A 14814-nucleotide genomic window follows, 5' to 3' on the forward strand; every position below is an offset into this window, starting at 1 on the left:
TCACAGGAAGATCGATGACATGGAAACTTCAAACCGCTCGTTATTGGCCAGACTGGTGGAACGGCCCGTCCCTCCAGGCGCTGGGAAGGTCGACTTCACCACTGCCATGCATCAACTCGGCTTCACCAGCGTCTTTGACATCGTCGAGCTGCCCAAGACCGAGTTCATCCATCAACTGGCCCGCTGCAATGATGACGATGGCGCCCAAGCTTACGAAAATGCGCTGTCCTACACCACGCAGTTGCAATGGCTGTACGACCAACAACACGTGAACGCTCCAGCCCCCATGCGTAGCAAACGCGACGTGGAATCGAACGTGCCCAGCCTGCTCAACGAGGACTGGGGGAATGCCTGCCACCCCGATGCCATCGCCGCTATCGATTCGCCTGTCGCCTACCTGCGTGCGCTGTTTCTTTTTGCAACTCAGCTTGAAAAAAACGGCAGGGGAACGAAAGCCAAAATCCTCTTGAACCAACGCCGCCCAGACCTGAAAAATTTACCGATTGACCACGACACGACCTTTGCCCAGCGCCCGCTGCTGACGCTGATCGATGAGATGTTGCGCAAACAGATCAAACACCATCACCCGCAGGAGAAGTTGCACTCGCTGCTCAGCGGGCAACACTACCCCTTGACGCTGCCTTACCACCATCATCACCTTCAATGCCGCCTGGGGCTGTCGGGAACCCAGCACGCCTTGGGTGAATTGAATTATCGACTCAGCAAGCGGCTGCCGTTTGACGCTGCCGGCAGCGCACTGTATGGCACGGTCAAAACGCGCAATGGTGACGCGCAATGCCTGCTAAGCGAACTGAATCCCCAACAACAAAAACTGTTGACGCAGCCACCCGTCACGCAAAGCACATTGTTTGAAACCTACTTTGGCAGACCCCGCGCACCGGAAAACCTTGACGACTTTCTGAAATGTACGGCGCTCGACACTACCCAGTTACAAGCCCTTCTGGCGCAAAACAGTTTCGCCCCCCATGCCTCCCGCTCGGCGCCTAAACAAACGTTGCTGACCTATGGTGCCCGCTATGTCAATGGCACAGACCGTCAGCCCAAGCTCGAGGTCGGCCAATCCGGCGACGGGGAAACTGCGAATCTACTCAATACCAGCCCCGATCGGTTCGACCGCCTGCATCGGATGATCCGCCTGCAAAAGTGGGTCGATCTACCGTTCGCCGAACTGGATACGCTGATCGTTAGCGCCATGGTGTTTGAGGGCACAGCCAACGCCGCGCTTCAGATAAGCGACACCACCCTGCGCGCACTGGGGGTCTACCGCTACCTCCGTAGGCGCTACAGGCTCAAGCCGCTGGAGTTTTCGGCGTGGCTGGATCGCCTCCCCGTGCAGGCCAGCGCCAACGAGCAACCCTTATTCGATCAGGTGTTCAATCGCACGCTGTTGTCCGGGCGACTGCTACCGCTGGACGACCAAGCCTTCGATACCCATACCCGCCAGCAGCTTTGCGCCGCGTTGGCGTTGAGTGATACGCCGGATTCGCTGCAACTGCTGACAGACGCGTTACCCAAACCTGTCGTCAGGAATATTGCCACGTACTCCGTGATCTATCGGCTGACACGCATCGCCCAGGTTTTCGGCCTTTCGGTCTTGCACTGCAAACAACTGGCCGACCTGCTCGGCCCGTCCACCTGGAGCACGCTGACCACCCCCACATTGAGCACCGAGATGGACTTTCTCGATGCACTCATGCAATTGGACTGGGCCGTCACCTGGCTCAGGGACAGTAACACCAGCGTGACGCAGTTGCGCCAGCGATTGCTGCTGGAACCCGCCACTGATAACCCGGCGCTGAAGCGCTGGGTCGACTTACTGCCAAAGGGACTTGAGGCGTGCATCCAACAGTTCTTGGAAAACCCAGCGCCGGCCCTCTACAGCAACGAGCTCAAGCTCCACTACACGCTACATTTCAAAAAAACGGAGACTGAGCCCAACCACCTGATCCTGCTGGCGCCGGATATCAGCACGCTGTTGCCGTTGCCGGTTAACAGCGCCTCACTGCGTCAATTGCTGCTCAACTCCCATTGGCTGGACAGCGCTCAGTCAACCACAGGGCTGCTCGAGCTGAGCCTGGGCACACTCTATCTATTGCAGCGTTTCAGAGACTGCTGCGATACGTATGGCCTGGCACAGGACACCCTCTTGGCGTATTTCCAGAGCGCCAACAGCAACGAGCCTTTAGCCCTCGATACTCGGCTAAGTCAATGGTTGCGGTGGGACGAAAAAGAACTGCGGGTACTCACTGAGACCTTGCCCGAACGCAGGGTCAAGTCCATGGACCAACTGGATTGGATCATGCGCTGTCGACAAGCCTGCACCATCACCCGGCTCTCCAGCCAAACACTGCTCAACACCCGCGAACTGAATAACGCCAGCGACTTCAGTAAATGGAAGCTCGTGGGCGAAGCCATCATCGCCGCACATCAATAACGGCTTACTCTCAACCACCAGACTCAAGGAATGACCATGTCTGAGACCCTCGACCAGCGCCTCAATGAAGCCTGGCGTGATGCCATGCTGAGCTACTATCTGGCTCACTGCATCAGCCCCTCCCTTAAAGACTCGTTGCGCACACCCAACGACCTGTAAGACTACTGGCTGCTGGACGCACAAGTCAGCCAAGCAGTACCAACCAGCCCGGTCGCCAGTGCGATCACCAGCCTGCAGCACTACATCAACCGGATTCACTTGGGCCTCGAACCGGGTTATGAAACCCTGGGCATGTCGCCTCACGAGACCCTGGCCTGGCAGAACTCCCTGCACACTTACCCCCTGTGGAGCGCCAGCCAGCAACTGCGCTATCACCCGCAAAACTTCCTCGACCCCACGCTGCGCGAGGACAAGAGCGAGAACTTTGAGCAACTGGAAAACGAGCTCAGCCAGCATCGGATTCAACCCGCCACCGTGCAGAATGCCGTGCAAGGCTACCTGTCACGGTTCGAAGAAGTCGCCAGCATTCAGACGCTCAATGGCTACATCGATGGCAACGTCAAACAGTGGGATACCAGCACCTATTACTTCGTCGGCAAATCCACCACCGATGAGCTCTATTACTGGCGTTCGCTGGACCTGTCCAAACGCTCCTCCGTCAAGGCTGAGGCACCTGCGCCCCTGGCCTGGACAGACTGGAAACCCATCAACCTGACGTTTCCCGCCGATACGCCCGCCCACAGTGTTCGCCCCGTGATGTTCAATCATCGGTTGTTCATTGTTTGGGCCGAGAGCATCAAGCCTGCGCCCTACCAATCCTTCAAGGCACAGGGAAACGGCAATGGTGACGACGAGGACAACGACGACGAAAAACAACGCCAGACTGAGTGGCTGAACAGCCGGTTCGTGAAGTTCCGCCTGTGTTTTTCCTATAAAAAACTGGATGGCACTTGGAGCCTTCCGCACACGGGCCTGGAAGAACACTGCGTTACGCGGGGTATCAACGCGCTCACGTCGGCGCAACTTATCAGCATCACGCAGACCGTTGCCGTAGTTGATAGCCGCTCCCCTCACACACTGTTCCTGGGGATAAGGGCCAATACGCTAAATCATGGCACCGACCACATGGGCGAATTCTTCCAGGCCATCAGTGTCGATCAGTCATTGGGTATAAAAATCGTCGCTTCAGCGGGCAGCCATGGCCGATACACGATCGTGCCGGGCTCCGACGTTGCTCAGGAAACCATCAGGTTGCTGGAAGCCTATGAGGCGACACAAAACACGCCACTGCAGAGCGCGTTGCTGGGCAGCGTCGACCCGGACAACGTATTTTCCAGCGTGTTACTCCCCCCGTTCGCCCACCAATACTTCCGCCTGTTTTTCGATATAAACAAGGACAACTTACAGTTTAAGACCCGCGTAGCGCAGGAGCAGGACATAGGAACCGTCACCTTGGCGGCTCAACAACTCGACAACGACCACCAGACGGCGTGGGACTTTGAATCCAGAAGCGAGGATATAAAGGCTGCCGATACCGCTACCACAATCTTTGATCCCGTCACCCACGAGTTCGTCTTCACCTCGAAAACCACTCGGCCCTTTCTGCAGACTTACAGCATCACCCTTGCCTCCCAGAAAACCGCGTTCAGCATTACCCTGGTCACCAAGTCTGCGTTGCATGACCCGACCTTATCCGACGTTGAACTCATCAGCGGCTCGATCATCAGGATCGACTGCGCGATACACCCCGTCGGAGACGCCACACACCACTCGATGTTCTTTAAAAACCCCAGGACCGGAAAAAGCTTTTCCAACGCCATCTATGACAAAGGCTCCATATTGTTGAACCTTGTGCCGCAGATGAGGACGATGCCGGACTTGAGAACGGGACTACAAGGTCAAACTAAGCCCGTCACTGAATACTCCCTAGCCGGGAAGTTTCTCAACAAAAATGCATTCCTCCACTTGTATACCCATCATCAGGACCCCTTCCTGGCGATACTCGACCGCTACAGCGGCTACAACTTGCCAGCGGATGAAACCGCCAACAAAAAACTGCACTTCATGAATGACCTGAGGCTTGAGTCCACCCACACTTCCATGCCCAAGGTGCGTTTCTACAAGCACGTCATCATGCAGTCCAAACTGGAAGACGTACCCACCCCGCAAGCCATCAATAACAACACTGCCCGAGTCCTTAACTTCACGGACACCGAACACGAAAGTCTGGCGGGCGCGTCCCCAGAATTAGCCGACGGGCATCTGGCGAGTGCACGGATAACGTTACCCAATGAGCAAACCGCATCAGCCATCACGGTGATCCATGGCGTCATCACACTTGAGAGTCAAGAGAACAAGGTGAGCGTTCTCGGCTATGCGCTCAAGGCTGTCAAATGCGCCCTCGGCACATCCCCTGCCGTCGACAAGCCTGCGCATTCCCCTCGTATCACGCGCCAACAGCAAGACACCGGAGAGACAGCCGAATCCATTGATTTTTCCACAAGCTTCGCCCCGAAGATCCCGGCAATCCGACTCAATACCAGCGTGGCGAGTCAATTGACCCAGGCTGCCATGCTCAGCTTCGACCCTTTGTTTTTACGATCCCCTGGGGATTGGACGGAACCGGCATTGGCTGCTGACGCCTCACGCGTGCCCCTGGACTTCCAGGGTGCGCACGGCAAAAGTTTGCGTGAACTGTTTATCTATTTGCCCTGGACCATCGCCCATTACTTCAACCAGCAACAGCAATACGCTAACGCCGAAACCTGGTTGCAGTACCTGTTCGACCCTCGCCAACCCAATGCCGGGGCGCTGAGTTCGCTGCCCAGCAACCCCGCCGAGCTGAGCTACGCCTGCCAACACCCCGAGAGCCCGCATTACCTGGCTCTCAGTTTTCCGACATACCTGCGCAAGGCGTTGTACCACCTCAATGTGGATATTCTGATCAACCGGGGCGACGCGGCCTATCGCCAGTTGAGCCCCGACAGCCTGGCCGAAGCCAAACTCTGGTACATCCAGGCGCAGAACCTGCTCGGCCCACGTCCGACGGTCACGCGCGCCGATACTTGGACCTCGCGCACACTGGAGACCCTGGCGAACACATCCTCCCAGGCCATACGCAAGCTGGAACAGCAACTCGAATACACCACGCTACTGTCCGAGCAGTGCAAAACCACGGGACAAAGCGCTTGGCTCACGGACAGCCCCTACCTGTACCGCCCGTTAAACACGCAACGGGTAGCCCGCTGGGACACACTGGAAAGTCGCCTGCATGGGCTGCGCCATCATCTAGACATTGCCGGCAAGCCGTTGCGCCAACCCCTCTTTGCGGCCCCCTTGCCCCCCACCGCCCTGCTGACGCGAAACGCACAGAGCGGCGCGGGTGGCGCCAGTGCCCTGTCGCCGGTCCGTCCTGAAGTGGGTCACTACCGGTTCCAGGTCATGCAGGGGCATGCCTTGAGCGCGGTCGACAGCCTGGCGCAGTTCGGCACCACGCTACTCAAGCTGATCGAGCGCAAGGAACAGGCGCACTACCTTGAGGTGCAACAACAAAACGCGTGGCAATTGGCCGAACTGGTGCTGACCCAGCAGACCCAGGCCCTGGTCATCGACGAAAAAAACAAAGACGCACTACGTCGCAGTCGCGCAATCGCCCAAGGGCGACTGGACTTCCTGGCGCATCAGCTCAGCGAAGGCATCAGCACCGGCGAAATTTCGGCCGGCCAACATTATCTGGAGAGCGCCGCCTGGGAGAGAAAAGTCGCGATTGCCGGTATGGGCGCCGGTGCCGCCATGCTCGCGCCCAATATCTTCGGTACGTCGTTCGGGGGTATGCGTTTTGAGGGCGTGTTTCAAGCCTACCAGGCCTTCGCCCAGGGCGAGGCCAACACCGCCCGCGCCAACGGTAACGAGCTGGAGCGCACCGAGCAATTCAATCGTCGTGCCCAGGAGTGGGCCCACGCCGAACAACAGGCCCGCCTGGAACTGGCCCAGATCGACGCCCTGCTGCTGGTGCATGCCGAGCAGGAAAAAGCCACTCGCCTGCAACTGCGCAGTGCCCACACCGCATTGGCCCAGGCCAAGTCAGCCTACCAACTGCTCGGCATGCGCTTTACAGGGGCACAGCTTTATCAATGGCTCACCGCGCAACTGAGCACGTTCTATTACGCACTGTATGACAGCGTCCACTCCCTGTGCCTGGCCGCTGAAGCCTGCTGGCAGTATGAGACCGCTGAGAGCCGGCAGTTCTTTCAAGGTGAAGCTTGGCACCACACCTCCCGAGGACTGTTGAGTGCTGAAAACTTGAAACTGAACCTGGTGAAAATGAACACTGCGTACCTGCAGCACACGCCACGCGAGCTGGAAATCAGCAAAACCGTGTCGCTGCGCCATCGCTTGATCGAGTGCTCAGTCATAACCGCAGGACAGGCCTCGCAAACCGCCAAAACCTGGGCCGAGCATAAGGCGGGGCTGGTAAGCAGCGGCACGGTTGGTTTTGCCCTGACCCACGCGTTGCTGGACGAGGACTATCCTGGACACACCCTGCGGCGGATCAAGCACGTCAGCGTCTCACTTCCCGCCACGCTGGGGCCTTATGAAGACATCAAGGCGACATTGACCCAAACCAGTAATAAAACTCAGATGCCTGATGGCACCACCAAAACCGACCTCAGGGCACACCAGCAAATCGCCTTGTCACGCGGGTTGGATGATGACGGCCTGTTTACCCTCAGCTTCGACAACGATCCGCGATACCTGCCGTTTGAATACACCGGAGCCATTTCCAACTGGACCCTGGAATTCCCCAACCCTGCCCAGCAAAAAGCCGTACTCGAATCGATCAACGATATTGTCATTCACCTGAGCTACACCGCCAGGGTGCCAGTGGCCAGCGGGGGCCAGGCATGAACGACGATACGCTCAACCTGCAGGTCAATACCCCGGCCCTGCCCAAAGGCGGCGGCGCCATTCAAGGCGTCGGCAAAGGCTGGGGCGATGTCGGCACCAGCGGTATGGCCACCTTTGAAATTCCCTTGCCGATTTCTCCCGCACGCAGCTATGCGCCGGCCATGTCGCTGGCCTACCACAGCAGCGCCGGTAACGGCCCCTTCGGGTTGGGTTGGGGGGTGCCCCTGCCAGCGGTCAGCCGGCGTACCTCCCATGGCGTGCCGGCCTACACCGAACACGACGTACTGGTGGGCCCCGACGCGCACATATGGCTACCCGAACGCGATGCCGAGGGTGCAATCGTCAGCCGCCGCCCGACCTCGTTCAAGGGTTTGCCACTGACCATTGCATACACGGTCACCCGGCACTTTCCCAGGCTCGAAAGCCACTTCGACCTTATCGAGCACTGGCATAGTGCAACCGATACGGCAGGCTTCTGGTTGATACAAAGTGCCGATGGCAGTCAGCACTTTTACGGGAAAACCCCGTTGGCCCGGATTGCCGATCCGGACCACCCGCACCATGTGGCGCAATGGTTGTTGCAGGAAAGCCTGAATGCCCACGGCGAGCACATTTATTATCACTACAGAAAAGAAACCGATCACTCACGCTACCCGAGGGACTGTCGCGCCCAGCACTACCTGGAGCGGGTCTGCTACGGCAACTTCACCGCCAGGGAGCAGGAACAGCTTTACCTGTGGCAGACCGACGATGAGCCGGACATGGGCTGGCACTTTCAGTTGCTCTTTGACTATGGCGAACGGGCCCTTGAACTGGATCAGCGGCCGACGTTTACGACCACTCGCAAATGGCCGGAACGGCCCGACCCCTGCTCGGATTTTTCGTTCGGCTTCGAGTTACGCACCCTGCGCTGTTGCAGCCAGATTCTGATGTATCACCACTTTCCCAAAGAAGCGCAAATGGGCGCCGACCCGGTGCTGGTCAAACGTCTGCTGCTGGAATACCGCGCCCACAGCCATGTCAGCCTGTTGACTGGGGCCCATGAGCAGGCCTTCGACCGCTCGGGCAATAGCGTGAGCCGCCCGCCGCTGGAGTGTTTTTACCAATCAAGCCAGCTCAAGGTGGACCCGAGCCGCTATCGGCCGTTTAGTTCGCTGCCCGGGCTGCATGACAGCGATCGTTATCAACTGGTCGATTTGTATGGCGAAGGCATACCCGGTGTGTTGTATCGCGCTGAAAAGAGTTGGTACTACCGTGAACCGGTCAGGGCGCAATACACGCAAACCGGCGACGAGATGATTTACGGCGCTGCCCAGGCGTTGGCGCGGGTACCGGTCGCCGACAGCACCCGGCCCATCCACCAGGCGCTGGCCGATGTGAACGGTGATGGCCGTCTGGACTGGCTGGTTGCCCAACCGGGGATGAGCGGCTTTTTCAGCCTGGACGAACAGCGCAATTGGTCAACCTTCACGCCGTTCGATGCGTTCCCGTCAGAATTCTTCCATCCCCAGGGAATACTCGCCGATTTGATGGGGGCCGGGCATCATGACGTTGCCATGATCGGCCCCCGTAGCGTGCGCCTGTATGCCTCTCGCCGAAACACCGGCTTCGCGCCCGCCATCGAGGTGCCTCATACGCTCGACGACGCTTTGCCGATCGTTTCCGCTTCGCCCAACGAACTGGTGGCGTTCAGTGATGTGCTCGCCACGGGCCAGCAGCATCTGGTGCGTATCCGCCATAACGAAGTGAAATGTTGGCCAAACCTGGGTCGAGGACGTTTTGCCCGGGGGTTTGTGTTCGCCACGTTGCCGTTCCTATATGAAACGTTCAAGGCGGCCAATGTACTGCTCGTCGACCTGAATGGAGGGGGTGCTACGGACTTTTTGTATTTGAGCGCCGCTCACCTGAGTATTTTCCTCAATAAAGGCGGTAACGGCTTCGAGGCAAAGGCGATCAACGTGCCGTGGCCAGAGGGCGTGCGGTATGACGACCAATGTCAGGTCAACGTCGTCGACGTGAGCGGCCTGGGCTGTCCGAGCCTGATCCTGACCGCCGCCCACCAGACCGGCGTACATTGGCGCTACGACTTTTTCACCCAAAAACCCTGGTTGCTCCTGCGAACCAACAACAACATGGGCGCTCAGTCCTCGATCAAGTATCGCAGCAGTGCCCAGCAATGGCTGGATGAAAAACGTGAGCGCCAAGGCAACGGCCAGCCTGCTATCTGCCATTTACCCTTTGCGCTGCTGCTGGTCAGTCAACACACGCAGCGAGACGAAATTACCGGCAACCAACTGACCCAACACTGGCGCTATCGCCAGGCTTATTACGACCGCACGGATCGCGAATTTCGTGGCTTCGGGCTTGTGCTGCAAACCGACACCGAAAGCAGCAAAGACACACAACACACCCAGGGTTTCAGCGCACCCGTGCGCACCAAAACCTGGTTTCATACCGGGCAATCCATCGACATGCCCACCCTCGGCCACAGTACTCACGACCCACAGGCCAAGGCCATGGGTCGCACGCTGGTCAGCCGATACAGGGCGACGTCCGGGGCACAGCCGCTGGATCATCACGACGACTTGATCAGCGATCCTGCGCCGTCGCTGGCACGCGAAGTGGCACGCGCACTCAGCGGCAGCGTGCTACGGGTGGAGGTGACAGCGGCGGACCCGGCGCAAGGCGCAGTGCCCTATACAGTCACGCAACAGCGTTATCTGATCCGTGAGCTGGCGCCGAACAGTGCCCATACACCCTATGCCCGGCTACTTCCATTAGCCCTGGAGTCGATCAGCTATCAATATGAAGGGGTGGAAGATGATCCCGTGTGCCAGCACCAGATCAACCTGCGCTGGGATGCCTATGGTTACCTGGTGCATGGCGTCACCCTGCACTATGCCCGCCGTACAAGCGCCAACAGCTCACCGCCCACCGTGCTGGTCGATGAGCATCACAAGCGCTGGTGGCGCGATACCCATGACAGCGCGCAACAGTCCTATTACCTGAGCGAAACGCTGGCACAACACATTCATCTGGACGACGCACAACACTGGCGTCTGGCCTTGCCGTACCGCCAACGACAAAATACCCTGGTGCTGGGCAAAGCCCCCACGGCCTTGGGGTTAGACCTTGGGCGTATCGCCTATGAATGGTTCATCGACAACAGCGACGGGCCATTGGCCGCAGGTGCCAAGCGTGAACTGAGCAGCTTGTCGGTGCAGCGCTATCGGCAAGCCGGTAGTCTCGGTAAAACCCTGGCGCCCGGCGTCGCCACTGCCCAGGCCTTGACCGATTACCTGGAAACCGCAGAGCTGAATGACAACGCCCTGGATGTTTACAAGGACATACCGGCGATGCCCAACCAACCTGCCGTTAACCTGGTGCAAAAGCTCAGCGACAGCGGCTATCACACCATGGCGTTGTTTTTTCTATTCGACGGCGAGGTGCCGCCCGAGGAAAATCGCCTGTGGTCGATTCGCCGGCACTTTCCCCGCTATGGCAAGGCCACCCAGTTTTACCGGATAAGGGCGCTGCGGGCCACCGAGGCCCATGGCGAAACAAGGCTTTACTATGACCCCTACGTGTTGCAAACCGTGCAAGTAAAAATGCCCGACGGTTGCGTGACCAAAGCCGAATACGACTATCAATTGCTGCTGCCGACAAAAATTGTCGACCCCAATGGCAATATTCAAGAAGCGCTTTACGACGGTTTCGGGCAGCTGCTCACCAACACCTTTCACGGTCACGAACAAAGTCGCAGAGTGGGTTTCGACGCATTGGAAAGCTACCGCCCGCTCAAGCATGTAACACCCGAGTTTGCCATAGAGCATGCGCAAAGCGTGTTGCAGAAAATGGCCAGCACACACTGCTACGCACCGTTCAGTTGGATGGGTGCAATCGACTTGGCCTTGGTCAAGCCAGAGTGGATCACTAAAGCCTATCTGCTCCCCAGCGGGCATATACGTATGAGCACGCGGGTACGCCTGAGCGGTCGCCAGGTGCTCAGCGGCAGCGAAAAACACCTCAAGGCGTTGATCGACAAAGCCAGCCAGACACCGGTACATGGGCTCATGTTGCAAGCCGACCGCTACCCGGACGATGCCGCCCAACAGATCCGCATGACCTTGACCTGTTGGGATGGCTTTGGTCGTACCTTGCAGACCAAGCAAAAGACTGAGCCAGGCCTGGCCAATGCGGTCGACGACCAGGGCAATCTGCTGGTCGACGAAATACCTGATACGGCACCCGGCACCTTCAAAAAACAGCTGCGCCAAGTGCAAGCCGCCCCCCGCTGGCGCGTCAGCGAGCGTGTCGAATACAACAACAAGGGCCTGGTCGTTCGCGTCTACCGCCCCTACTTCGCCGACAAGCACGCCTACGTCAACGATCAATCCATGCGCGAACTGGGCCACAGCGACCGACAATTCTACGACCCTCTCGGACGCCCGACACAGACACTGACCGCAGGAGGATTCATGCGGCGCGCCACCTATTGGGCCTGGTACACCGTCAACGAGGATGAAAACGACACGGAGGGAGCACTCCAGGTAACCCCATTGACTGAACAGTAAAGCCTGGGCCAGCGTGGCCACCTCACCGTTGCAAGGCGGCCACGCTGATCCGTTCAGTCAGTGTGTGGCCCGCCCTGAAACCCTGGCGCTGGATATTGAGCTGACCGGTTTGTAGCGACGCCAAAGGGAGGGGTCGGACCGCCAAGGGGCCTCAACCTGTTGTTTCTGGTGATAGAAGGTCACATGGCCTGGCACGCGCGATCGATGCCGATAAAGCCAGCGCAGCTCCGAACCTGCGAAAGAAGTCTCGGTCTTATTGATCACGTTGGCCATATCCAGATGATCAAGCGCAAAATGCACTTGGCGAATGCTCTGAGGGTCCGTCAGAGTCTTCAAAGCCGACTTACTGGCGCGGCTGACCAGCTTGCCCTCGAACGTACTCAAGCTCATGCCATGGTCTAAAAGGGTTTGCTCAAACGAATAGGTGCCAGAAGAATAGTCACTCACGAATTTCTTCGCGAACTCTCGGTTGGCGGCGGTCGACGTACAGCCCGCATACTTCGACTTAATGGCGTCATAGAACTGCTGTGCAACCGGTGCGCCGTGCACCTCGAGCCGTTGCTCGAACTCGTCGACGCTGAGTCTGCCCTCCCCGTACTCAATGAACGTGGAGACACTTTCTTTTTTCAACCTCGCCATCGCCGCCCCCAGCTCTTTAACCCCGAAATAGGTGACCATTGCGTCCCCGCGTGCCGTCAGCTTTGACCAGAAGCTGCGGTAGCTAGCCACGGTACTCCCCTTACCGAAAATGATATCGCCTCGACTGGGTTGAAATTGTTCGCCAAACGACGTTTGCGTGCCGTCGACGTCCGTGAATCGCAGGGGGTTGCCCAACGTCAGCGCGTACAGATTCAGACCGTCCACATCACCCAATGGGTCCGGGCTGATCCAGCGTTGCAACCACGGCGCGTAATACCGCGATCCGTAGTAATACAACCCTGTCGCGTCGCGCTCCTTACCCGCGTAGCGGCGAATCTTATAGGTGGCCCGCTGCGTACCGTTGGTAGCCCACCACGCCGTTGCGCCATAAGGATAATAATGCTCCTGGCTCAACAACTGCGCTTGCTCGTCCAGCTCCAGTAAATGGCTATTGAGGTGATCAAGGATACTGAATTGCAACTGTTCTTCACTCATATCACTGGGGCCACCGGCCTCCCACTGCAACACCGTGACCCGGCCGCCGCCCGTATCAATGTCCAGCACGCTCAAGCGCTTGCCAGGTTGTATATGCAGGTGCAAACCCGGCAAGTAACACGTGATATGTGCATGGGGTTTCTCGGCAACCTGCTGACTTCTGATTTTGGCTGCCCGCTGGCCCTGACTGTCGTAGAGATAACTTTCCACATCAGGGTCACCCTGCTCTCGCTGCACCTGGGTCGCGTGAGTGAGTTGGTTACGCACGTTCCAGCCTAGCTGCTGGCCGCCGCCCAGCATTTGCTGATTACCGTTGGCATCAAACATCGTTGCCCATTGTTGCGGCGCACCGTCAGTGGCCGACAAGGCGCGATTGCTGCCCACAGCTACATTCATGTCCCGGGTATAACCTGCTCCACTGCTCGGCACATGGCGAAGGCGTGTCAAGTTGCCATTCTCATCGTAGGTATAATGCTGGGTGTAATTGCGCCAGAGTCCGGGGTCGGTTGCACCGAACGTCATCCGCTGCGCACTTGCCTGACCACCGCTGCTGCCGGCATTTTCCCGACCGCTGGCCTGGGTTAACTGGTACAAACTGTCGTACTGGTAACGACTGACCGCATCAATGCGAGCATTGCTGTGCCATTTAGTCGGCTGGGCCTGGTCGCTGAGGCTGAGGATGTTACCTACCGGGTCGTACTCGTATACAAGGTCCTGCAGAGGCTTGGCGGCCTCGCCCTTGCGATACACCGTCAGCTGCAACAAACGATTATCCTCAGCGGCGTATTTCGCCATCTTGGTGACGTCATTGCCCATCCGTTCGGACTCCACCAGACCGCTGGCGTTGTACACACGCTGGTTCATCAACACTTGGCGCGTGCCCCCGCGGAGGGTCAGAGCAACCTCCAGCAGCCAGCCTTGTTGCCCATAGCGCCTGTGCCGGCGATTGCCCTTGGCGTCGATCTGCTCCAACAGCGCCCCCAGGGCATCGTAGCGCCAGGTCGTGGTATGGGCGTTGGGCTCTAGCTGTTCGGCTTGATTCTCATCGCTCGATGGCCAGTCAACTGTCGAAGTATCCATGCGAAACCGTCGAGTCTGCTTGATGACGCTCCCACCGACCCCGTACTCACCCATCAACAAAACACCGGCCGGGTCCGCATGACGAATCAGTCGACCACAACGGTTGCCGGCCACCTCGGCGGGCTCGGCTGCCGCATAAGTCAGGCGCTCGACACAGCGCCGCGCCGGCTGATCCGCCGCTTGTTCGAAGATGGCCAAAGGGCGCACCTGGGGATCGTACTCATAACACTGGTGAGAGCCTCGGGCGTCCCAGCACTCCAGCACTTGACCGCCCACGCCCAACAGTGACATCTGCCAGCCGGCGTCCACACTGTCGGTACGCAGCAATTGCCCCGAGAGGCTGTAATACTGGCGCTGATTGGGGCTGACGGTGGCCGGTGCCGACTCACTCAGCGCGTGCAGCCGAGGGTCCCACTGTTCCAGCAGCCAACCTTGGCTGCCAAACACCCGACGGCCGATACGTGCGCGGGGCTGATCCTGGGAGGTGTCACGATGGTAGGCCACACTGCGGACCGCCAAGCCACGAGGGTCAATGGCCGATAGCGTGGGCGTATGTTGGTGTAGCAGATAAGACATGGCGCAATAACCCGAATAGCAAAAGATCAGCCAAGCCTAGAGATAGCTCACACGCACACGCGGTACTGAGGGCAATGTAGTGTGTCG

5 protein-coding genes are annotated in these 14814 nt (G+C 58.5%); 4 read left to right on the top strand and 1 reads right to left on the bottom strand.

What is annotated here, in order from left to right; all coding sequences use genetic code 11:
• The first annotated feature begins 19 nt into the window (after positions 1–19).
• From ACI77I_RS09815 to ACI77I_RS09830, 4 genes are read left to right on the top strand one after another with little or no spacing between them, the layout of a single operon-like run.
• Positions 20–2455: a Tc toxin subunit A gene (locus ACI77I_RS09815; RefSeq protein ID WP_406997404.1), complete on the top strand. Its 2436-nt coding sequence runs from the start codon at positions 20–22 to the stop codon at positions 2453–2455.
• 36 nt (positions 2456–2491) lie between these two features.
• Positions 2492–2614: a hypothetical protein gene (locus tag ACI77I_RS09820; RefSeq protein ID WP_406997405.1), complete on the top strand. Its 123-nt coding sequence runs from the start codon at positions 2492–2494 to the stop codon at positions 2612–2614.
• Between the two features lie 12 nt (positions 2615–2626).
• Positions 2627–7363 (top strand): neuraminidase-like domain-containing protein, encoded by a 4737-nt coding sequence (locus ACI77I_RS09825; RefSeq protein WP_406997424.1) that lies wholly within the window; start codon positions 2627–2629, stop codon positions 7361–7363.
• Positions 7360–11937 (top strand): SpvB/TcaC N-terminal domain-containing protein, encoded by a 4578-nt coding sequence (locus tag ACI77I_RS09830; RefSeq protein WP_406997406.1) that lies wholly within the window; start codon positions 7360–7362, stop codon positions 11935–11937. The genes ACI77I_RS09825 and ACI77I_RS09830 overlap by 4 nt, the downstream gene beginning before the upstream one ends.
• Before the next feature lie 57 nt (positions 11938–11994).
• Here ACI77I_RS09830 and ACI77I_RS09835 read toward each other — a convergent pair whose 3' ends face one another.
• Positions 11995–14727 carry an RHS repeat-associated core domain-containing protein gene (locus ACI77I_RS09835; RefSeq protein WP_406997407.1) on the bottom strand — a complete coding sequence of 911 codons (2733 nt, stop codon included), beginning with the start codon at positions 14725–14727 and terminating at the stop codon, positions 11995–11997.
• Positions 14728–14814 lie beyond the last annotated feature (87 nt).

This window comes from Pseudomonas sp. D47, assembly GCF_045447305.1.
Lineage (GTDB): Bacteria > Pseudomonadota > Gammaproteobacteria > Pseudomonadales > Pseudomonadaceae > Aquipseudomonas.